This window comes from Fulvivirga sedimenti, assembly GCF_020328055.1.
On the sequence record NZ_JAIXNE010000002.1, the window covers coordinates 1,035,674 to 1,057,659 of the forward strand.

The window sequence follows — 21,986 nt, forward strand, 5'->3', positions numbered from 1 at the left end:
AAAATAATACGGTTATGTTCGATATGATGAAAATGATGGGCAAGGTTAAGGAAATGCAGTCCCGCATGAAGGAAGCCCAGGATAAACTTGCCGACATTGAAGTGGAAGCTGAATCGGGTGCAGGCATGGTGAAAGCTCGCGTCAACGGACAGAAAAAACTCATTTCGGTGACGATCGATGAGTCACTAATGAAAGACGAAGATCGCGAAATGCTGCAGGATTTGATTGTAGCAGCGGTGAACAAAGCAACAGATGAAGCAGAAATTCAGGCCAAAGAGGAGATTCGCAAAAGTACAGAAGGAATCATGCCAAACATTCCCGGACTGGATCTGAGTGGAATGATGTAAATGAAAGACCTGGCAATTGTAATTTTAAATTTCAATGGCAAGGAACATCTGCGACAGTTCCTTCCGTCGGTCATCATGCACAGTGAAGGGGCGCGTATTATTGTAGCAGATAATGCCTCTACAGATGATTCGGTGGCATTTCTAAAGGACGCATATCCTTCCGTAGAAATCATTCAACTGGAGGAGAATCTTGGGTACAGCGGCGGCTATGATCATGTTCTGAAGCAAATCAGTGCAGAATTCTTTTGCCTTCTGAATTCTGATGTGGAAGTTACCAGCGGCTGGCTTGAGCCGGTTTTGCAAATATTCGCTGAAAACGAATCCATTGCCGCTGTTCAGCCAAAAATACTCTCATATTCACAAAAAAATACCTTTGAATATGCCGGTGCAGGCGGCGGTTTCATTGATCAATATGGATTTCCCTTTTGCCGGGGAAGAATCTTTGAGTCCTACGAAAAAGATGAGGGACAATATGATGATTCACGGGAAATTTTCTGGGCAAGTGGCGCATGTTTATTCATTCGGTCTTCGGATTTTCTGTCATCGGGCGGACTTGATGAAGATTTTTTTGCGCACATGGAAGAAATCGACCTCTGCTGGAGACTTTGGGGCATGGGTAAAAAAGTTTATTACCAGGGAGCCAGTACTGTATACCATGTTGGCGGAGGAACGTTGAGCAAGTCAAATCCTAAAAAAACGTACCTTAATTTCAAAAATGGACTAAGCCTTCTCTATAAAAATTATACTGCTGATTTACTGATCAGAACCATGATCATTCGGGTATTATTCGATTTTGTAGCTATTTGGCGTTTCATTTTCATTTTACAATGGCGCCATGCAGGTTCGGTGATCCGGGCCCATGCTGATTTCTGGTCACAAATGAGCCTGAATCGAAAGAAACGATCCGAGAGTCAGTCGCTTATGCGCATAAGCGAGACCCAAGTGATATATAAGGGAAGTGTTGTTTTGCAGTATTTTGTTGGCAGGCGTCGCAATTTCCGGCAACTCAAATCCATTAAGGGGTTTTAAACCTCCTTAATAATACCAGACGGCATTATTTCTTCTGCGCAGGTGTTTGCGCATATTCATAATAAATGCCAGTGCCAGGTATATTAAAACAGGTGATCCGAACGTCAGGAAAGATGCATATATAAAATACATTCGAATACTCGAAGATGATATTCCAAGCTTTTCTCCCATCCGTGTACATACACCAAAAGCCTGCGCTTCAAAAGTATCCTGGAGTCTTTTTAGCATAATTGGTAAAGAGTTAATTAAGGTCTATTTTATAATACACTTAAACGCCTTAAAAAGTTTACTGATCGACATATATGCACATTCACAAATATAATATGCACTTATTCAATTGTACCTTCTAAATTCCTGAAATTTTAGTTAAATTTGCACTCAAATGTTTTATTAAGGAAATAAATAAAGATATTTACACAATTCAACCAGTCATTTAAAAATAAAAACCAATGAGAAAATTATTCTACGCTATTGTACTATTCGGATTGATAGGCCTTTCGGGTTGCGCTCTGAACCAAATGGTTAAAATGGCTGAAGATCAAAACCTCACTGTTTCTCCCAATCCTCTCGAGGTACATGCAGATACGGTAGCTTTTGACATGTCTGCCAACCTACCAGTTAAAATGTTGAAAAAGGACAAAGTGTACACAGTACGCACTTTTTACAACTATGGAGAAAGCGAAGTAGAATTAGAAGCCGTTCAATTCCGTTCCGAAGATTTCCCTAACGCCAAGGAAGAAGCTCCTCAGCAGTCGAAAAGCTATGCATTCCCTTATTCGCCTGCAATGAACCCTGGCGAACTTCAGGTACAGGGTGTGGCGTCCGATCCCAAAAACGGGAAAACAAAGGAAACTCCCCGTATGACCGTAGCACCTGGTTTAATCACAACTTCTAAAATGGTGATTCCGGTTGCTTATGCTGCTGAAGCAGATCACGGTTACAACAATCAGGAAGAGCTGATCCCTACCCGGGTTAATTTCTATTTCAACCAGGGAAGTTCTGTATTGCGCAGTTCTGAAAGAAGCGGTGATATGGGTAAAAAGCTTGACGCGTACATCGCAGCCAAGAACCTTACCCGCACAGTTACCATCACAGGTACTCACTCTCCTGAAGGTCCGGAACGTGTAAACTCCAACCTGGCAAAAAATCGTGCCCAGGCAATCGAGTCTTTCTACCGTCGTGAAATGGACAAATATGATTACGAAGGAAAAGCTGATTCCATCAACTTCATCATTAAGGATGTAGTTGAAGACTGGACTGTATTCAAAGATTCCCTGGCCCTGTATGATGGTCTTTCTTCTGAAGAGAAGTCAGCATGGTTGAATATCATCAATGCTGGAGGAACATACGAGCAGGTTGAAGATAAACTTCATACACTGCCCACATACAACAAGGTATTCCGTGAGCTGTATCCTAAACTGCGTACTGCAAAAACTGAGATCCTTACAGTAAAGGAAAAGAAAACAGATGCAGAGATCGCTGTTCTTGCGAAGCAGGTTGTTGGCGGATCCGTATCTGCTGATACATTATCAGCTGAGGAAATGATGTATGCTGCATCCATGACTCCTTCACTTTCAGAAAAAGAAGCTATTTACAAGGCGGCTATTCAGAAAGAAGACAGCTGGAACGCACACAACAACCTTGCGGCTACATACATCGCAATGGCAAACCAGAATCCTTCGCGCCGTGCAGAATACATGGAAATGGCTGAAACTCAGTTAGAGATTGCAGCAAATCAGAATCCTACTGCTGAGGTTCATGGTAACCTGGCTTCTGTAGCGCTGGCTAATGGCAATCCTTACAAAGCACATGAGCATGTAACCAAAGCACTTTCAATGAGTCCTTCTAATGAGGTAACTCAGGGTCTGAATGGTGTTAAGGGTGCAGCTGAGATCATGATGGCAGATTACACTTCTGCTCAGACTACGCTTGCGAATGCTACTCAAACTAAAGAGAACGTATTCAACAAGGCGCTGGCACAGGTTCTTGATAAGAGATGGCCTCAGGCATACGAGACCCTTCGTGGTGAGTATACCAACACTTACGGATCTGAAAAAGATGAGATGTACGGTAAAGCTGCTTATCTTACAGCAATCGTAGCTGCCCGCCGTCAGGCAGGTGAAGATGATATCGCCACCATCCTGAAGGAAGCATTCTCTGCTGATCCAAGCCTGAAAGAAAAGGCAATGAACGACCTTGAGTTCCTGCAGTACAGAAGCTACCCGCAGTGGACTGACGCGATGAAATAATCGTTTAAAACATCTGAAAAAAGGCTCTTCCGTAAAGGAGAGCCTTTTTTATTTTAACGAAAATTGTTTTTTGATAATCTACGCTGATGTCCTAATTTTGGGGACCGTTTAACAAAGGTAAAAATGAGAGAAATTCAATTCAGAGAAGCGCTCGGCGAAGCCATGAGCGAAGAAATGCGTCGAGATGAAAAAGTGTTTCTTATGGGCGAAGAAGTGGCCGAATATAATGGCGCTTACAAGGTTAGCCAGGGAATGCTTGATGAATTCGGTCCGAACCGGGTAATAGACACCCCTATCGCTGAGCTTGGGTTTGCAGGCGTAGGCGTTGGTGCCGCAATGAATGGACTGAGACCCATCATTGAATTCATGACGTTTAATTTCTCTCTCGTAGCCATTGATCAGGTTATTAACAGTGCTGCCAAAATGATGTCGATGTCAGGAGGACAGTTTAACATACCTATGGTATTTCGCGGACCTACCGGTAACGCAGGGATGTTAAGTTCACAGCACTCACAGAACTTTGAGAACTGGTATGCGAATACCCCGGGTCTGAAGGTAGTCGTTCCATCGAACCCTTACGATGCGAAAGGTTTGTTAAAGTCATCCATTCGCGACAATGATCCGGTTATCTTCATGGAATCAGAATTGATGTATGGCGATAAAGGCGAAGTCCCTGAAAGCGAATACCTGATTCCGATCGGATCAGCAGATATCAAACGCGAGGGAGAGGACGTTACCATAGTCTCATTTGGAAAAACCATGAAGGTTCTTTACGAAGCGGCTGATGAACTTGCCAAGGACGGCATCTCTGCTGAATTGATCGATATGCGTTCTGTACGTCCGCTGGATTATGCTACCGTGGTGAATTCAGTAAAAAAGACAAATCGCCTGGTAATCGTTGAGGAAGCATGGCCGTTAGCAGCGATCAGCTCGGAGATCACCTATCATGTTCAAAAATATGCCTTTGATTTCCTTGATGCCCCTGTGCATCGTGTGAACAGCATGGATGTACCTCTTCCTTATGCACCCACCCTGATTGATGCCATTCTGCCGAATGCAAAGAGAACGATCGAGGCGGTGAAAAGTGTGATGTACGTTAGTTAATTACCTCCGGGAAAAACAAGGCATTAATATAAATGACATTTCTGCGCCCGGAATCCCCCTTGACACGGTGACTTCCCCAGGCGTAAAAAACGTCATTATTGATCGACCATAGCCCGTTCACATCATTTAGCTCATAAACGAGTGATTCATTCTCATTCTTGAGTACCAGTGGGAAAATGAATTCCTCCCCTTTTGTTGAACCAAAGGAAGATTCCGCATAAACAATGCCTTCTTCGTGTTTGTACCCATATCTCAGTACAGTATCATCAAAGGCAGCGGCAGTTAACGGGGCTGCACTCGCCCGGTCCTGCTCCTGAACAGCCATGGAATTATCCCACTTTACTAAACCATTAGGATCAAATCCTACCGACCAGCGTTGCAAAAATTCCGGAATGACCTCGGCATTTTCACTGGGAGATTCAAAAAAGAGCTTTCTGAACAGTCTTAATTTATCCGGATATAGGGCATCTGCAAATACATTGTTTCCATATCCATTGTGTGGGTTGCTTCTCGAACCACCAAAATTTCCATACGAATTCCGAACACGTCTCTGTCTCGCAATCTGCCGTGGCACCAACTGGAACATCTCTATATCCATCAGCAGTTCATCACCCACCAGTTGAAGATCATTGACAAAAAGGACCTTATTGAACTTTATATCATTGCCGCTGACCGACTTGCGCTCTACCTTCTCTGTCAGTCGCTCCTTTTGGTTAACATCGGCATAGTCAAAAAAATGATCAAATTCACTTATGCCATGATAATGTACAACATCCTTATCCTTACCGGGTTGGACGGATACCATGAATGTTCCCTGTGTCAAATTAAGTTTGTTGGATCCGTAAGTACCCGCGATGATGATATTCCCGTTAATAAAACCAAGCGACCGTGCAGTTACCGCTTCATTTTGCATTACAATTGTTTTCTGAAACAGCATTGAAGTACCTCCGTATGTAGTCACATGAAGTAAAATGACATTACCGCTTCTTTCCTGAGTGACCAGATTGATTGATTCCTGATCATTATTTAAGCTTAAATCGAGAAAATCAGCACTTAGTGGTCTCACTGGCAGTAATGAAAGCGTCGATTTACCTTCTTCAAATACCATTATTGTTGGTACTCCGCGAACATATCCGCCAAAATAAATTTTGCCCCTAACAGACATGGCTTTCACCAGATCAAAAGGCAACTCATTTTTAATTGAAAATGGCTGTACCCTGCCGGATGAAAAGTCTATTTTAACTATTTTATAACTTGGGATCTCTATTTCCGACTGCTCATAGATAAGAAACACTTGTTTATTTTCATGTATTACCCGTTTCAGTTCAAAGGAAGGATCGGTAATCAATGTATCTGTCGCGATGGTTCTTAAAAAAGGATCAAGTAAATTGACTTGCACATCGAAAAAATCAACCTTGTGCTCTCCCCTCACTTGTCTCAAAAAAACCAGACCGTTTTCTCCAGCCGGAAAAACCGCAAAATCTTCATTTCGCAAAGAGATATTGGTTTCGTACCGGAGTTGTTTAACCTGGGCAATGGCGGATTGAAGTGCAATTGCACTTACCAGCAAAATGAAAATGAATCGCATAGGCTGTTTGTTATTCCATTATTAGAATAACAATTCTTAGGCGAAAGGTTCTTAAAAAATTACTTTGTTTATAAAAATCACATTCCGTTTTCCTTCGGCACTGGCAACCCGGTGAAATCCCCACACATAAAAGGCATTGTTGAACCAGTATCCGACACCACCGGTCTCTTCATCGGTACTTTTTATATTATCCTGATCTTTTTCGAGGCGTAATGGAATCCAGTTCTCTTCGACCGGTACAGATGAATAGGGAATTGATTTATAAACGATCTCCTCCTCATGCTTATAAAGCATATGAACAAAGCTCCTGTCGGCATAGGCATCTACCATGCTTGAAGTGGATGTTTGCTCCAGGTCTTCAACGACCAGGCTGTTATCCCATTTCACATCTCCATCACCAGACAAACCTATCACGATGGCTTCCAAAAACTCGAATTCCAGTGTATTCTGTATATCATCATACCCGCGATATGCTTCCCTGAAATAACGATATCGGTATGGATTGTAAATGGAAGTAAAACGGTCGTACGGGGAATAATAGTAAGGTACATTTCCACGCTGATAATTCTGATCATAGACCTCTGCAAACAAAACATACTCACCGTTGACCTCTATCATATTGTGAAGGAAAAGCCGAAGACTTAATTTCATATCCTTCCCTCTGCCCGACATTTCAGAAGCCTTTTCTTCCAGACGCTCAGCGCGCCTCGGACTTGTATAGTCGAAGAAATGTTCAAAATTTCCAAAGTCATGGTATTTGACGGTATTATCCTGCCCCTCCGGCTTAATTATAGCAAAATACAGGCCCTGAATAAAGTTGGAATTCTGCGATCCGTAGGAACCCGCTATCGCGATATTTCCGTTAACAAAACCCAGTGTCAGTCCGTCAATAATCTGCAAATTATCCCGCATTTGTACTTCACGTTCAAAAAGAATATCGGAATCATAGCTGTAGGTACGCAGCCGCAGGAAGTATCCAGAATAGGAACGTTCCATGGTCACGATGTTATAGGTGATCCCGTCCATATTGGGCCGCAAATCAATGATATCGCTCTTGGCAGTAAAGTATCCCGGAACTACATCGAATTTCTTATCATTAACGGTGTAGGATAGAATTGTAGGACTCTCACGAACATATCCTGCCATCACCAACCGGTCCTGTACAGCGATTATATTGGTGAGTTCAAATGCCAGCTCATTTTGAATGGCATAGGGTACAATTCTACCGGACTCAAGATCGATCTGAAGGATGAGAAACTCACTTACTATACGATCTGCTTCCACAAAAACAATGTACAGGTGGTTCCTGAAATGCTCATAGGCGCGGAAGTCAAATTTTGACTCAACGGACAGTTCCCTTGTCCACTTTTCTTCGAGGTCAGTATCCAGGTTGGTCAGAATCCATTTGTTTTCCCTGCCACGAACAGAATTGTCTTCGCGCACCAGCAGTATTCCGTATTCACCTCCCGGAATTACCGTGAAGTATTCACCATTGTCTTTCTTTTCCTGTTCATAGCGCGCTACCTGCTCCTGCGCTGAAACTGTTAATGTTAGAAGCAGTAAACCTGCAAAAAGTATCAGAGTTGTTCTCAACATTCAATTCTTGCTTTTCTCAATAATCAGGTCAAATTCATTTTTGGTAACCGGCTGTACGGACAGCCTGGAATTTCTGACCAGCACCATATTGGATAATGCCGGATTCCCTTTTATGTCCGCCAACGTTACGGGCTTCTCAAAGGTGGATTCCGGTTCAATATCAACGGCTACCCACCGGTCGTCATCGGTGGATGGATCCTGATAGGATTCCTTCACCACCCGGGCAATTCCCAAAATACGTTTTTCATTTACACTGTGATAATACAGGGCCAGATCTCCTGATTTCATTTCCTTCATGTAATTCCTGGCCTGGTAATTTCGAACGCCGTCCCAGAATGTCCTTCCATCCCGTAACAAATCATCCCACGAATAGGTGCCCGGCTCTGTCTTTAATAACCAATAGTTCATGTGTTATTTATTGATACAACCAAGATCATTTGGTTAAATTTACATAATTATCAATAACATCAATAACCATACCGCGCACGTGGAAAACAAGGAAATTATCAGATTATTACGCAGGACCGCTTCACTTATGGAAATCAATGGAGCCAATGAGTTTAAGGTACGTGCTGTTAATAACGCCATTTTCAACCTGGAACGTGTGACGGGCAAACTGGAAGACATGAGTCCCGAAGAATTACAGGGGCTCAAGGGAATCGGAAAAAGTATTGCTGAGCAGATTGCCGAGATTATCGCAGAGAATGAAAGTACTGAATTGCGTAAACTCCTGGATGAGACTCCCAAAGGCGTCGTTGAATTACTTAATATCTCCGGGGTCGGCGCAAAAAAAATTCAACTACTCTGGAAGGAACTCAATATTACTTCTCCACTTGCTTTGAAAGAGGCAATTGAGGCGGGCAAACTAAGCAGTGTGAAGGGCTTCGGCGAAAAAACCATCCAACAAGTGACAGAATCACTGGATTTTTACCTGAACAATAAACACAAGCTGCTGATCTCAGAAGCCCTGACTTGGAGCGAATCGATAATCAGGACGTTTTCAGATCAGTTAAAGGAATATAAAATAAGTGAGACAGGTGCCTTGCGGAGGCGGGACCTCATTATATCAGAGTTTTGCTATTTGGTTGAAGACAAGGATGATGTTTTCGAAAAAATCAGCGGCATCGATGATTTTGCCATGGACAGAAAGCGATCAAGTCCGTTCAACTGGCGCGGAATACATGAACCTTCCGGTATGCACCTGCGCTTCCGTAAAGCTGATCCGGCTCACTTTGAAATTCAAAAAATGCGGACAACCGGGCCGGAAAACCACCTGAAAGCATTAGGCCTGGGTACTGCCCCATATAAATTTTCAAATGAGGAGGCGGCCTATAAAAAAGCAGGATATCCGTTCATTCCACCTGATGTAAGGATAGCCCCGGACATACTGCATGCCGATCCGTCAAAAATAGAGAATCTGATTGCTGAAGACGATATCAGGGGAATCCTGCATGCACACAGTACCTATAGTGACGGACAGTATTCCATCAAAGAGATGGTTGAAGCCTGCCGCAAAGCCGGCTATTCCTATCTTGGCATGACAGATCACAGCAAATCATCCTTTTTTTACGCTAACGGGTTATTTGAAAACCGTGTTCAGGACCAGTTCAGGGAAATCGATCAACTCCAGCAGGAATATCCTGATTTTAAAATATTCAAGGGGATTGAATGTGATATCCTGAGTGACGGTTCACTTGATTATACCAATGAATTTCTTGAGGGTTTTGACTTTATCATTATTTCAGTGCATTCAGTTCTTCATATGGACATCAAGACCGCGACGGCAAGACTTGTAAAAGCGATTGAAAACCCCTTCTCTACCATATTGGGTCATCTCTCCGGACGGCTTCTGCTGCGCCGGCAGGGTTATCCCCTGCACATGCCAACGATACTCGATGCCTGCCGTGACAACGGAGTTAGTATTGAGATTAATGCAAATCCGCGCCGACTTGATATAGATTGGTCATACCTTCCTGAAGTACTTGAACGCAATATTAAAATCAGTATTAATCCGGATGCTCACAACATTAAAGGGATTAATGATGTTAAGTTTGGTGTTATGGCGGCTCGAAAAGGCCTGGTAACACCCGCCGATAACCTTACTTCGCTACCTGCTGATGAGCTCACCAGGTTTTTCAGCGAGCGTAAAGCAAAAAGCATACAGAAAGTAAGTCATGAGCATTAAAAAAATCCTTATCATCCGGTTTTCTTCGATTGGCGACATTGTACTTACCACTCCGGTCATTCGAAACCTAAAGACACAACTGGATGATGCTGAAGTCCATTTTTGTACCAAGAAGGCTTTTCATTCCTTACTTGTGGCAAATCCATATATCGATAAGATCCACTTGCTTGATGATGATCTGTCTGCCCTGATACAGCAACTCAGGCAGGAAGATTTCGATTATGTGGTGGATCTTCATAATAATTTACGCACCCGCATAATTAAAGCCCGTCTAAAGACAGATGGCAGGGCTTTTAATAAGCTTAACCTGGAAAAGTGGCTGATGGTCAACCTGAAGATCAATAAGCTGCCAAATCGACATATTGTTGACCGCTATATGGACACCGTTGCTCCCCTGGGGATAAAAATGGATAATCTTGGTTTGGATTATTTCATCCCGGATGACGAGAATGTATCTCTAAGCAGGCTTCCTGATGCCTTCCGGAGGGAATATGTGGCATTTGCAATCGGAGCACAGCATGCAACAAAACGGCTTCCGCTGAACCGGCTTATTGAACTATGTGATAAAATTAACAAGCCGATCATTCTGCTGGGAGGAAAGGAAGATGCAGAAACCGGTGATCAGATTGTGAAATTCTTCGGGCGAAATGAACAATCCCAACCTTTTGAGGAGGGATTGCTGGAATTAAATAAAAAAACGATCATCTATAATGCCTGCGGAAAATTCTCAATCAATGAATCGGCATCACTGGTAAAACAGGCCAGGTATGTATTCAGTCATGACACAGGCCTGATGCACATTGCTGCTGCATTTAAAAAAGAGATTTTCAGCATATGGGGCAATACGATTCCGTTATTTGGCATGTACCCCTACAGGACACGATTCACCGTATTCGAAAATAATCGGATCAATTGCCGCCCGTGCAGTAAAATCGGCTACAATAAATGTCCGAAAGGACATTTCAAATGCATGAATGAGGTAACTTTCGACTTCTACCTCCCCTAACCAATCACTACTGACTACCTGCCGGCAGGCAGGCCTGCCCTCCTGGAGGCGGGCTGACTATTGACTATCAATAGGCTCTCACCATCTTCCCTTCCATGTAGTTCACAAATGACCGGTTTGCCACGCGCATACCGCCACGGGTAGGAAAATTCCCTGTAAAATACCAGTCGCCCAGGTGGTTCGGACAAGCCTCGTGGAGGTTTTCAACGGTTTGGTACAGAACTTCAAGATCCGCCGTCATTTCTTCAGGTTTAACTATCTCGGCAATTTTTGCAGAGATCTCTTCTACGCTAAACTCATTATACAATGTGTTTACATGATTGATAGCTTCGCCTTTTTCCAGTGCCCACTTGGCGCGTTCGTAAACCTCTCCGAGCAGATGCTCCTTATTATGGTCTTTGATCAGCCCTACCATGGCCCGAAAAGCGACGAACTCACTCATTTTCGACATATCGATGCCGTAGCAGTCAGGGAAGCGTATTTGAGGAGCAGAAGATACGATTACAACCTTCTTGGGTTCAAGGCGTGCCAGCATCGTAAGGATGCTTTTCTCAAGGGTAGTCCCGCGAACGATGGAGTCATCCATGATCACTAATGTATCCACCCCTTTCCTGATCACCTCATATGTTGTATCATAAACATGGGCAACCATCTCATCGCGCGAGTTATCATCGGTAATGAATGTACGCAGCTTCGCGTCCTTCAGGATAATTTTTTCCACTCGTGGTCTGAACGTAAGAAAATCCTCGAGTGAATCCATGACAGGCTTCTTTTCAAGGACAACTTCCTTGCGAAGAGCACTCAGGTAGTCTTCCATACCCGACATAAGTCCTAAAAATGCTGTTTCCGCCGTGTTTGGAATATATGAGAAGACTGTGTTCTTCAGGTCGAAGTTAATCGCCTTTAATACCTGTGGTACGAGCAATCTTCCAAGCTGTTTACGTTCCTGGTAAATATCAGGGTCCGTTCCTCTGGAAAAGTAAATCCGTTCAAAACTGCAGGAGGTCTTAGTGCCCGGTTCAATAAATTTAAACTGATCTGCTTCCCCATTCTTTTTCATGATCAAAGCATGACCAGGTTTGATCTCTTCTATTTGCTCATAATCGACATTGAAGGCCGTTTTTATTGCGGGCTTTTCAGATGCCACTACGATGACTTCATCATCCTTGTAAAAATATGCAGGGCGAATTCCATTCGGGTCCCTTGCCACAAAGGCATCCCCGTGCCCAACCATTCCGGCCATCGCATACCCTCCATCGAAATCTTTACAGGCCCGGCTCAAAACACGCTGGAGATCTATCTCGCTTTCAATGACCTCGGTGATCTCCTGGTTTGAATACTCATCCTTGTATTTCCTGAAGATCTCGTTATTCTCTTCATCGAGGAAGTGACCGATCTTCTCCATTACGGTTACCGTATCCACTTTTTCCTTTGGGTGCTGCCCCAGCCGAACGAGAATATCAAAAAGCTCATCCACGTTGGTCATGTTGAAATTTCCTGCAACAACGAGGTTTCGGCTTCTCCAGTTATTCTGACGCAAAAAAGGATGACAATTCTCAATACTGTTCTTTCCGTGTGTACCATACCGCAGGTGGCCCAGCCACACCTCACCGGTAAAGGCACAATTCTCCTTCATCCATTGCTCATCATAGAAACGTTCCCCGCCTTCATTCCTGGCGCGCTTATATTTCTTGGCAATTTTCTCAAAAATTCGCTTAATGGGTTCCTGATCGATTGATCGATAGCGGCTGATGTACCTGAGTCCTGGCTTCTGATCTATCTTTATATTTGCAATTCCAACCCCGTCCTGACCCCGGTTTCGCTGTTTCTCCATCAGGATATACATCTTGTTGGCAGCGTAGGCGGGAGTCCCGTATTTTTCAATGTAGTAGGCTAACGGCTTTCGCAAACGAACCATTGCGATACCACATTCATGCTTGATCTGCTCGCTCATTGCATATATTTAAGGTACAAAGCTAATACTATTGATCGATCCCATCAACCACTCGGGTTTAAAGAATATAATTAATACGGCTAAAACTAAAATTGTTCCCAAAAAATTCTCCTTTGTCCATATTTTTTCCGCCGACCACAATTGCGCCTCACTCTTCCGAAAGATCATGTAATACGGAATCTTCAAATAATACGCCAGCGATATAACAGCGTTAACGACTGCAAACAGCAGTAGCCAGAGAATGTAACTGTCTTCCAGTACCGAATAAATTTCCGCCAGTCCGCCAAAGAGGAACAGTTTTGCCGTAAATCCGGCGGTTGGCGGCAAACCTGTAAGTGCGATCATCCAGATGACCATGCTCACGGTTTTCCAGCCCGACACAGCAGAGGCACCTGTCATGTCTTCCAGTGTTTCAGTTCCAAACCTGATTTCATAATAATTCAACAAATGAAATGCACCGACGGTCATCAGAACATAGGTCGCAGCATAGAAGTACACATACGCCGGATTATCCCGTACCAGCAGTAAACCTGCCAGCATGAAGCCGGTATGCGCAATGGCCGAAAATCCCATCATCCGTTTCATATGTTGTTGCCGGAGTGCTCCGAAATTTCCGGCAAGCATCGAGAGACCAGCCAGGATTGCGGTAACATACATTGATTCTGTTAAAAAATCAGTCCATCTCAACAGAAATGCTATGGCAGCTACTTTTGGAACGGTCGATAAAAGCGTAATTACCGGCATCGGCGTAGCTTCATAAACGTCGGGTACCCAGATATGAAACGGTACAGCGGCCACTTTGAACATCAGGCCAAAACTGATTAATACCAGCACAGTGTAGCCAAGCGGGGTTGACCAATGATCACTCAGGGAATTGGCGACAGCCAACGAAAGGTTTCCTTCCAATCCATAAAACAGTGAAATCCCGTACAGCATCAATGCGGATGAAACAGCCCCGAAAACGAGATATTTAAATCCCGCATCAATATTCTTTCGAAATAATGGCAACGCTACCAGCATGTAACCCGAAAGGGACATTATTTCAACTGAAAGGTAAACCAGAAATAAATGGTTCGCCATCACGAGGAAATGGGCCCCCAGTAACATCATCAGTGTAATAATCACGTATTCACCGGAGATCGTTCTCAAATGCCGTGATGTGCGAAACAGGAGGATTGCCACAACAGCCGAATCCAGCAATGTCTTCCACCAAATTGCCGATTCATCAAATGTGAACCAATCTCCCGGAAGATAAGTGCTGTTCATTTGGCTCAGTACCAGCGAGACAAGAATTCCTAAAATTCCAATAATATGCGCGACCTGATGTGGAATGCCTCTTTTTAGCGTTGAAACAGTGACCAAAAGTATAGTTACTGCCAGCACAACTTCGGGCAACAGGAAAGGCAGCAGGTTTGTAAGATTATCAAGAATTTGTGCTACGCCCTTCATACTCCCCTGCTGGTCATTAACAATTCCTTCGCATGAACGCTAATCAAATCGATCATTGAGTTGATCATTGGGTTTATCCAGTCGAGAAACAACGAAGGAAATATACCTAAAACGATCGCAAGAATGCCGAGTGGAATGAGCATCACATATTCACGCCGGTCCAGATCCGGCAGGCTGGCACCGGATTTCCGAACAAAAAACTCACCGAAATACATTCGCTGCAATGTCCATAAATAATAAGCAGCACTTAGAATCATCCCAAGGACAGCAATGGCCGCGTAGGTTCGGCTCACAAATCCGTTCACCAACTGGGATGCGAAGGCACCGAGAAGAACAAGGATTTCAGCTATAAAACCAGACATACCCGGTAAACCCATGGAGGCAAAAAAGAACAATACGGAAAGTACTGTAAATGCCGGCATTTTTGAAGCCAGTCCGGAATAATTAGATATGGATCTGTCGTGAGTCCTGTCGTAAATCACTCCCACCAGGATAAATAACGCCGCAGAAATAATACCATGACTGAAAAGTTGATAAATCGCGCCACCGATTCCCTCAGCGGTGTTCGATGCAATGCCGAGCGCAACAAAGCCCATATGGGAAACCGATGAATATGCAACCAGTCTTTTCAGGTCTTTACTGGCAAGGGCATTCATGGCTCCATAAATTATGCTGATGACCCCAAGCAGTGCAACAAGCCATGCAAAGTGCGTGGCTCCGTCTGGAAAAATGAAGTAGCCAGCCCGGATCATGCCGTAACCTCCCACCTTCAGAAGCACGCCGGCAAGAATTACCGAGATTGCCGTGGGAGCCTCCACGTGTGCGTCCGGGAGCCATGTATGAACAGGTACGAGCGGCACCTTAATGGCAAATCCGGCGAATACCAGAAGAAATGCCCACATTCTAAGAGATAGTCCGACAAATACGGTTTCGTTGAATTTATCAAGCAAACTGCCGGGTATAATATTTCCCGGATCAGTCATGAAAATCATATTGAAAGTATGTACGATGCGGTTGGCCGGAATTTCTCCGTTCTTCAGCAGAATCTGCACTGTTTCGGCATCTACCATCAGTTCACCGGCGGTGGAAACCGGGTCGATTACTGAAAGGTAAAGTGCGATCATTACGATCAGGATCAGAACCGATCCAAACAACGTATAAAGAAAAAACTTGATGGCTGCATAATCTTTTCGGGGACCGCCCCATAATCCGATAAGGAAGAACATCGGAAGCAGCATAAATTCGAAAAACAGGTAGAACAGCAGAAAATCCAGCGATGTGAAGCATCCTATGATGGCACCATTCAGGAGTAGGAAAAGGGCAAAATATCCTCTTCTCCGGTCTTTCACCTTCCAGGAAGCGATTACACTTACGAGGAGAATGAGCACACTGAGTACAACCATCCAGACATTCAGTCCGTCCAAACCGAGGAAATAATGCGCAGAAAGAATCCCAAGATTACCCAGGTCCAAATTGATCCATTCCCTGTATTCAAGCCACTGAAAGCCACTCATAGATCCCGGATCCGACAATGAAGGATCGAAGCCATTGAACACAGGTATGAGCAGCACTGCCTGAAGAAGGCTTACAACCAGCGCAATCCATTTAAAGGAATGGTCCCATTCCTTCGGAAGGATTAGCATTACCACCGATGCGGTAATGGGAAGAAAGATCAACAGACTCAGAAGGTAATCCGTTATCATAAAGTCAAATTACAAAGCAAATAATAATTATCACGCCAAATAAGGCAACTAAAACATAATATTGAACATTTCCTTTTAATAACCCGGAGGTAAGCTGTCCGATCTGCCGTGCAATGCCGGCAACCATCCGCACAAATCCATCGATAATCGTCCTGTCGAACCACCCCGCCACTTTAGACAGGATAACATATCCGACAGCAATAGAATCGATTATCCTGTCAATTACCCGGGCATCCAGCCATCGCAGGACATCTGATATCTTTAGAAGCGGCCCCACCACGGCCTTTGCATAAATTTCATTTAAATACCAGTTATTAAGGGATATCCTTCCCGGCAAGTCCGCGGGGCCTGGCATGGTTTGATATCCTGCTACATAGGGGCCTGAAGCCCTGAATTTACGCAGTGCAATGATGGATCCTACGATGATCATGCCGATTGAGAAAACCGAAATCAGGACATGGTAATGATGTGTCTGTTCGAGCAGCATCGACTGAAATCCCGCGGGAATATCCGGGGCTGCAAGTACAGGTGGCCGGAGGGCCATAAAAATAGTGCTGCTATATGCATCGAACGGATTAAATGACCAGACCAGGCCAAATGACATCAATGCCAGAAAGATCAGGATACCCCTCATCAATACTGGCGGATCTGTAGGCTGATAAGAAGTCAATCCAGCCCGGAATTCACCGAAGAAGACCAGCAGAAGCTGACGAACCATATAAAATGCTGTTAGTGCCACTGTAACCAGGCCTGCGATCGGGACAAGATGTTTCCATGAAGGTGATTCACCCGCCCAGGCAAAAGCACCTGTGATGATGGCATCTTTGGAAAGAAACCCGCTGAAGAGTGGCAATCCAATGAGGGCCATGGAAAGAATGAGATAGGCGATAAAGGTGACCGGCATTTTTTTACGCAGGCCGCCCATCTGGCGCATATCCTGTACGTCAAAATGAATGTTGGTCTGAGCCTCAAACTGATGAAGTGAATAAATCACCGCACCGGCAGCCAGAAAGAGCCCGGCCTTAAAAAAGGCATGCGTAAGCAGGTGAAACATAGCTGCATCATAAGATCCTGTACCCATTCCCATTACCATATAACCGAGCTGACTGATGGTGGAATACGCCAGTACGCGCTTGATGTCATTTTGTGTAAGGGCAGCTACGGCACCCATAAACGCGGTAACAGATCCGATAACTGCAATAACATGAAACACATCCCATCCGAGCAAAACAAAGATCCTCGAAAGCAGAAATACACCGGCAGCCACCATTGTTGCTGCATGGATCAGGGCAGACACAGGGGTTGGTCCGGCCATGGCATCGGGCAGCCATACCTGCAAGGGAAATTGAGCCGACTTACCCACGGCACCCATGAATAAACCAACTCCGGCAAGGGTAAGAAGTGAGGCGGGTAATGATATACCCGACCATTGCCAGGTTCCGTTCATCAATTCAGATTCCTGCATCCGGATTGTCAATTCCTGGAGATCCGCCGTTCCAAAGAACATCCAAAGGACAGCAATCCCGATCAGAAATCCTGCATCACCAATCCTGTTTACAATAAACGCCTTCTTGGACGCATTATTGGCGATGTCCTGCTTGTACTCGTGATTGATGAGCATGTAGGAAGCCAGACCCACCAGCTCCCAGAAAATAAAAATCATGATAAGATTATCAGCCAGGACTATTCCCAGCATACTGAATGTAAAGAAGCCGATCATTGCATAATAGCGAAGCTGACCAGACGCAGCGTGCATATAAACCTGACTGTAGAGGCTGACAAGGGTGGCGATCAGTGTTACCACAACGGCCATCAGAGCTGCTGCGCCATTGATCAGCAATCCAACAGTAAATATCTCATCCCCTGCTTTAAACCAGGTAATGCTGGTATGAAAAACAGATTCGGGGTTGATACCCTGCAGATAAAGCAGGGATACAGCCGCCAGAAAACCTCCAAAAAGAAATAAGGTTTGCAAAAAAGGGATGGTCCTTTTTAAAAGACGGGAAACCAGAATCAGCATAACCGCCCCCGTCAGTGGCAACAGAGCTACCAACAGCGCAAGGGTAACGATTAACGCATCATTCTGAGGTGTCATCCTTTTTGAATTGAGTTTACACGATCCAATTCTGTTGTCCGGAATTTACGGTACATCTGAACTATTATAGCCAGTCCCACAGCTGCCTCTGCCGCTGCCAGCACAATCACAAAAAGTGAGAATAACTGCCCATCCAGAACATTATCTGCCTGCTGGCTGAATACTATGAAATTGAGATTCGAGGCATTGAGCATAAGTTCAATGCCGATCAGAATCATGATTGCATTTTTGCGGGTTATACTCAGAATAAGTCCGGCACAGAACATATAGGCACCCAGGAGCAGCAACACATTCAGATTCATGACGTCCTCCTTCTGTTAGTGATATAAAACTTTCCCGCAATCGTTGCTGCACCGATCAATACTACAAGAAGCAGCATTGCGATGAGCTCCATGGATACCAGGTGTTCCGAAAGGAGCCGAATACCGAGCTCACCGATCGGGTCATCAGATTCCACAGCCTTTGGTGCAAGTGGGAATTTCCAAAGAAGGGAACCCAGTAAGATAAGCAGCACAGCAGCCGAGAACGGAGCAATGAATAACCTTGAAGTACCTGAAATTAACACGCCGGCATTCGTTCGTTGGGTAAGCATGATAGCAAACAGCAGCAGGACAATAATCCCTCCTACGTAGATCATCAACTGCGATACAGCCACAAACTCAGCACCGAAAAGCACATATATTCCCGCCAGGCTGATCAGTGTTGTTACGAGTCCGAAAGCCGCATACATTATGTTCCTGGTAAAGAGCATGAACGTAACGGACAATGCTGCCAGCGAGCTGAATATGATCATGAGCACATTACTCATTGTCGTCGTCTTTTTTCTTTTTCGGAATAATGGGCCTGGGTCTGATAACAGGTTTGGGCTTCATTTCAGGCTTGGGCTCAATAACGGGCTTTGGTTTCATGACCGGTTTTGGTTTCATAACCGGCTTTGGTTTCATGACCGGCTTTGGTCTGATAACAGGTTTTGTTTTTTCTCCGGGAGCGGCAGTGGATGTTGCACCAGGGATTTTAGGCGTCATCTTCGGTCTGGGGCTCGATGTGGTGGCCTGATCAGGGGTATTCGTATCGGCTTTCTTTTGCTGAAATTCTTCGAATTCCTTCTTCTTTTCCAGAATTTCCAGGGGGGTCATCGTTGCAAAGGAATAGGTATGATCTTCGACATCAAATTCACTGAAGTCATAGGACTTCGTCATCGTGAGGCATTCGGTCGGACAAACCGTGGTACAAAGCCCGCAAAAACAGCACTTACCCATATCGATGTCGAACTTCGCCGCGTAAATTCTCTTGGATGTCCCGTCGGAGGTTTTACCAAACTCCTCCACGGCGCGAATGGATTCTATCTCAATGCAATCAACCGGGCAAATCTTAGCACACTTGTCGCAGACGATACAGTCATCAATTTCGTTGTGAAGCTTGTAACGGCCATTATCCGGAACCGGAATACTCTCGTGCGGATACTGAATCGTCATGATACCATCGGGTACCTTGAAATATGCCTCATCTGAGATACTGGTTTTCGTATGGGTATGACGGGCCTGTAAAGTATGACGAAAGGTCAGACCCAGACCCTTTAATAAAGTTGTAATGGTTGTCCTGATATTATTCCAGTAGGAATTGCCCATATATCGATGCTTCGATTATGAACCGAAGATAAAAAATTGTCAGGGCCTATCAGGTATTTTTAGTGTAAATTTAAATACACTTCCTTCATCCTTGGTACTTTCCACCCAAATTGCCCCTCCCATTCGGTCTACAAACTCCTTACAAAGCTTCAACCCAAGACCAGTACCCTGCTCATTGGCAGTTCCGGGTGTGGAATAGAGTGCTGTCGTATCAAATAATTTTTCGGCCTGCTCAGATGTCATTCCAATTCCATTATCCGATATACAGATCACGAGCATATTATCCGAACCAACTTCGGTATCGATCTCAATGAACCCGCCTTCCTGCGTGAATTTTATTGAGTTCACGATAAGATTACGAAGAATGAGTTCGAGCATGTTATGATCAGCCAATACCATTGTGTTCTTTTTCACTTTATTAAAAAACACGATATGTTTCTCGTTGGTCTCGTGGAAGAAATCGATATTCTCCTGGGCTATCTCATGAAGATCGATGGATTTCATCTTAATATGGATCTCATCCATCTGAATGAGCGTCCAGTCAAGTAAATTATCCAGCAGCTTACGGGTATTATTCAATCTGTTCTTGAGTGAAAGCATTAAATCCCTGGATTCCTTCTCCGTCAGGTGACCCTTATTGAGCATATCAATCGTGCCCAGCAACGAATTGATCGGTGATCGCAAATCATGGGAAATAATCGACAGGAATTTATCCTTCATGGAAAGGAGACCCTCCATTTCCCTCGACTTATCTTCTATCTCCTTCTGATGCGCCAACAGTACCTTGTTCGATTTTTTACGCTTCACACTGCTTCTGTGAAGATTAAACAGGATAACAGCACCAAGAGCAAGGATTACGACCAGGATATTATTCTTAAACTCCTCACTTTCCAGCAGAGAGCGCTGCTGCTGTTCCTGCTCCTTCATTAACCGGATCTCTGCATCCTTCTGTGCAGTTTCATGCATGATCTGCATGTTGGCAAACTGTTCATTACGCTGTTCGGATTTTAAGGAATCATTCAGTTGATAATACTTCTTCTGAAGATCGTGTGCGGCTCGGTAGTTGCCTTGAATCTCATTCAAAACAGCAAGCTCAAGATAAACATCACGAAGCAATGGTTTATTCTGTTTTTCGCGGGCAATGTTCAGTGCCTGTTCCAAAAATGATCTTGAACGCGTAAAATCGCCCAGCTCCATCCATACACTTCCCTTACCAATAAAGCTTTCACCCAATCCCAGGTAATTTCCTACATTATCATGTAATTCCCCAAGTTTATCATAGTATGTAAGTGCGCTGCTGTATTGTTTCTTTCGTTCATATGCAATTGCAAACAAACTGTACACCTCTGTCTTCAGTGACTGGTAGTTATTGGATTCGATAGTAGATTCAGCTTTGATCAGGATATCCAGGGCCTGTTCAAGATCTCCCGACTCCATTTCGATTTCAGCCAGTTTCAGGTTACAATAAACAATCCCTTCAATATCGTTAATGCTGGTGCTGATTTCTTTAGACCGCTCGAGATAAAAACGAGCCCTGTCCAGCTGCCCCTGCGCACCCAACACCTTACCCACATTGTAGGTAGTAATGGCGATAAGCAAGGAATCATTCGCCTCTATAGCCCGCTTTCGAGAGCGCTGGTAATGATCATAGGCCATTCCGAAAGCACCCTGATCAAAATAATCTTCGCCCAGGTTATTCAGGGCATCCGAGCGGATTTTATTATTATTTAATTTCGTACCGATGTCGAGTAACAAGAGGTCATATTTCATAGCCTCCTTGAAATTACCTTTTGTTGAACTGATTTGAGAGTAGGTATAGTAGGCACTCGCGATGTTCATACTATCCTGCTGCTGTTCAGCCGATCTCAATGCCCTTTTGAGCATGTTTTCAGCTGAATCCGGATTTTGGTAATGATAGATGCCTGCCAGGTCGATGGTAGCTTTCGTTCTGACCGATATATCAGCATTTGGATCATTGATTATTGATCGCAAACGGTCTATATCCTGCGTAAAAACAGGACCAGCCGAAAAAATTAAAAGCCATATGATGACA

18 protein-coding genes are annotated in these 21,986 nt (G+C 44.4%); 6 read left to right on the forward strand and 12 right to left on the reverse strand.

Annotated elements, in window-relative coordinates:
• Positions 1-14 precede the first annotated feature (14 nt).
• On the forward strand, positions 15-347 hold the full coding sequence (locus LDX50_RS10920) for a YbaB/EbfC family nucleoid-associated protein (protein ID WP_225698485.1): 333 nt from the start codon (positions 15-17) through the stop codon (positions 345-347).
• Positions 348-1,376 (forward strand): glycosyltransferase family 2 protein, encoded by a 1,029-nt coding sequence (locus tag LDX50_RS10925; protein ID WP_225698486.1) that lies wholly within the window; start codon positions 348-350, stop codon positions 1,374-1,376.
• Positions 1,377-1,382: 6 nt separating this feature from the next.
• Here the strand turns inward: LDX50_RS10925 and LDX50_RS10930 are convergent, their stop codons facing one another.
• Complete coding sequence (locus tag LDX50_RS10930; protein WP_225698487.1) at positions 1,383-1,604, reverse strand: PspC domain-containing protein; 222 nt, start codon at positions 1,602-1,604, stop codon at positions 1,383-1,385.
• A 221-nt stretch (positions 1,605-1,825) separates the two neighbouring features.
• Here LDX50_RS10930 and LDX50_RS10935 point away from each other — a divergent pair, with 221 nt between their 5' ends.
• Positions 1,826-3,625: a hypothetical protein gene (locus LDX50_RS10935; RefSeq protein ID WP_225698488.1), complete on the forward strand. Its 1,800-nt coding sequence runs from the start codon at positions 1,826-1,828 to the stop codon at positions 3,623-3,625.
• Between the two features lie 123 nt (positions 3,626-3,748).
• The gene (locus LDX50_RS10940) at positions 3,749-4,729 is read left to right on the forward strand and encodes a pyruvate dehydrogenase complex E1 component subunit beta (RefSeq protein ID WP_225698489.1); all 981 of its coding nucleotides are present in this window, start codon (positions 3,749-3,751) and stop codon (positions 4,727-4,729) included.
• Here the strand turns inward: LDX50_RS10940 and LDX50_RS10945 are convergent.
• Genes LDX50_RS10945 through LDX50_RS10955 form a run of 3 tightly spaced genes read right to left on the reverse strand, consistent with a single transcriptional unit; the run spans position 4,722 to position 8,321 of the window.
• Positions 4,722-6,317, reverse strand: a complete 1,596-nt coding sequence (locus LDX50_RS10945; RefSeq protein WP_225698490.1) for a hypothetical protein — start codon at positions 6,315-6,317, stop codon at positions 4,722-4,724. The two genes, LDX50_RS10940 and LDX50_RS10945, sit on opposite strands and share 8 nt — an antisense overlap.
• A 51-nt stretch (positions 6,318-6,368) precedes the next feature.
• Positions 6,369-7,913 (reverse strand): hypothetical protein, encoded by a 1,545-nt coding sequence (locus LDX50_RS10950; RefSeq protein WP_225698491.1) that lies wholly within the window; start codon positions 7,911-7,913, stop codon positions 6,369-6,371.
• Positions 7,914-8,321, reverse strand: coding sequence for an EVE domain-containing protein (locus LDX50_RS10955; protein ID WP_225698492.1), 408 nt, complete (start codon positions 8,319-8,321; stop codon positions 7,914-7,916).
• Positions 8,322-8,400: 79 nt separating this feature from the next.
• Here LDX50_RS10955 and LDX50_RS31005 point away from each other — a divergent pair, with 79 nt between their 5' ends.
• Positions 8,401-10,098: a helix-hairpin-helix domain-containing protein gene (locus tag LDX50_RS31005; protein WP_225698493.1), complete on the forward strand. Its 1,698-nt coding sequence runs from the start codon at positions 8,401-8,403 to the stop codon at positions 10,096-10,098.
• Positions 10,088-11,104, forward strand: coding sequence for a glycosyltransferase family 9 protein (locus LDX50_RS10965; RefSeq protein ID WP_225698494.1), 1,017 nt, complete (start codon positions 10,088-10,090; stop codon positions 11,102-11,104). The genes LDX50_RS31005 and LDX50_RS10965 overlap by 11 nt, the downstream gene beginning before the upstream one ends.
• A gap of 67 nt (positions 11,105-11,171) precedes the next feature.
• Here the strand turns inward: LDX50_RS10965 and LDX50_RS10970 are convergent, their stop codons facing one another.
• The 8 genes from LDX50_RS10970 to LDX50_RS11010 are packed head-to-tail and all read right to left on the reverse strand — an operon-like array spanning position 11,172 to position 21,925.
• A complete protein-coding gene (locus LDX50_RS10970) occupies positions 11,172-13,058 on the reverse strand; it encodes an amidophosphoribosyltransferase (protein ID WP_225698495.1) in 1,887 nt (628 codons plus the stop codon).
• 9 nt (positions 13,059-13,067) lie between these two features.
• Complete coding sequence (locus LDX50_RS10975; protein WP_225698496.1) at positions 13,068-14,507, reverse strand: NADH-quinone oxidoreductase subunit N; 1,440 nt, start codon at positions 14,505-14,507, stop codon at positions 13,068-13,070.
• A complete protein-coding gene (locus LDX50_RS10980; RefSeq protein ID WP_225698497.1) occupies positions 14,504-16,210 on the reverse strand; it encodes a complex I subunit 4 family protein in 1,707 nt (568 codons plus the stop codon). The genes LDX50_RS10975 and LDX50_RS10980 overlap by 4 nt, the downstream gene beginning before the upstream one ends.
• 4 nt (positions 16,211-16,214) lie before the next feature.
• Positions 16,215-18,305, reverse strand: a complete 2,091-nt coding sequence (locus LDX50_RS10985) for an NADH-quinone oxidoreductase subunit 5 family protein (RefSeq protein WP_225698498.1) — start codon at positions 18,303-18,305, stop codon at positions 16,215-16,217.
• Positions 18,302-18,607: an NADH-quinone oxidoreductase subunit NuoK gene (gene nuoK, locus LDX50_RS10990; RefSeq protein WP_225698499.1), complete on the reverse strand. Its 306-nt coding sequence runs from the start codon at positions 18,605-18,607 to the stop codon at positions 18,302-18,304. The genes LDX50_RS10985 and nuoK overlap by 4 nt, the downstream gene beginning before the upstream one ends.
• Positions 18,604-19,113 carry an NADH-quinone oxidoreductase subunit J family protein gene (locus tag LDX50_RS10995; RefSeq protein WP_225698500.1) on the reverse strand — a complete coding sequence of 170 codons (510 nt, stop codon included), beginning with the start codon at positions 19,111-19,113 and terminating at the stop codon, positions 18,604-18,606. The genes nuoK and LDX50_RS10995 overlap by 4 nt, the downstream gene beginning before the upstream one ends.
• Positions 19,106-19,933, reverse strand: coding sequence for a 4Fe-4S binding protein (locus tag LDX50_RS30935; RefSeq protein WP_275951758.1), 828 nt, complete (start codon positions 19,931-19,933; stop codon positions 19,106-19,108). The genes LDX50_RS10995 and LDX50_RS30935 overlap by 8 nt, the downstream gene beginning before the upstream one ends.
• Positions 19,934-19,972: 39 nt before the next feature.
• Positions 19,973-21,925 (reverse strand): tetratricopeptide repeat-containing sensor histidine kinase, encoded by a 1,953-nt coding sequence (locus LDX50_RS11010; RefSeq protein ID WP_225698501.1) that lies wholly within the window; start codon positions 21,923-21,925, stop codon positions 19,973-19,975.
• Positions 21,926-21,986 lie beyond the last annotated feature (61 nt).

What these genes read in the sequence shown, in the direction of transcription:
- LDX50_RS10950 (WP_225698491.1), bottom strand. Translation starts at nt 7,913, where the DNA reads ATGTTGAGAACAACTCTGATACTTTTTGCAGGTTTACTGCTTCTAACA.
- nuoK (WP_225698499.1), bottom strand. Translation starts at nt 18,607, where the DNA reads ATGAATCTGAATGTGTTGCTGCTCCTGGGTGCCTATATGTTCTGTGCC.
- LDX50_RS10955 (WP_225698492.1), bottom strand. Translation starts at nt 8,321, where the DNA reads ATGAACTATTGGTTATTAAAGACAGAGCCGGGCACCTATTCGTGGGAT.
- LDX50_RS10980 (WP_225698497.1), bottom strand. Translation starts at nt 16,210, where the DNA reads ATGATAACGGATTACCTTCTGAGTCTGTTGATCTTTCTTCCCATTACC.
- LDX50_RS10940 (WP_225698489.1), top strand. Translation starts at nt 3,749, where the DNA reads ATGAGAGAAATTCAATTCAGAGAAGCGCTCGGCGAAGCCATGAGCGAA.
- LDX50_RS30935 (WP_275951758.1), bottom strand. Translation starts at nt 19,933, where the DNA reads ATGGGCAATTCCTACTGGAATAATATCAGGACAACCATTACAACTTTA.
- LDX50_RS10965 (WP_225698494.1), top strand. Translation starts at nt 10,088, where the DNA reads ATGAGCATTAAAAAAATCCTTATCATCCGGTTTTCTTCGATTGGCGAC.
- LDX50_RS10975 (WP_225698496.1), bottom strand. Translation starts at nt 14,507, where the DNA reads ATGAAGGGCGTAGCACAAATTCTTGATAATCTTACAAACCTGCTGCCT.
- LDX50_RS10925 (WP_225698486.1), top strand. Translation starts at nt 348, where the DNA reads ATGAAAGACCTGGCAATTGTAATTTTAAATTTCAATGGCAAGGAACAT.
- LDX50_RS10930 (WP_225698487.1), bottom strand. Translation starts at nt 1,604, where the DNA reads ATGCTAAAAAGACTCCAGGATACTTTTGAAGCGCAGGCTTTTGGTGTA.
- LDX50_RS10985 (WP_225698498.1), bottom strand. Translation starts at nt 18,305, where the DNA reads ATGACACCTCAGAATGATGCGTTAATCGTTACCCTTGCGCTGTTGGTA.
- LDX50_RS10945 (WP_225698490.1), bottom strand. Translation starts at nt 6,317, where the DNA reads ATGCGATTCATTTTCATTTTGCTGGTAAGTGCAATTGCACTTCAATCC.
- LDX50_RS10920 (WP_225698485.1), top strand. Translation starts at nt 15, where the DNA reads ATGTTCGATATGATGAAAATGATGGGCAAGGTTAAGGAAATGCAGTCC.
- LDX50_RS10970 (WP_225698495.1), bottom strand. Translation starts at nt 13,058, where the DNA reads ATGAGCGAGCAGATCAAGCATGAATGTGGTATCGCAATGGTTCGTTTG.
- LDX50_RS10995 (WP_225698500.1), bottom strand. Translation starts at nt 19,113, where the DNA reads ATGAGTAATGTGCTCATGATCATATTCAGCTCGCTGGCAGCATTGTCC.
- LDX50_RS10935 (WP_225698488.1), top strand. Translation starts at nt 1,826, where the DNA reads ATGAGAAAATTATTCTACGCTATTGTACTATTCGGATTGATAGGCCTT.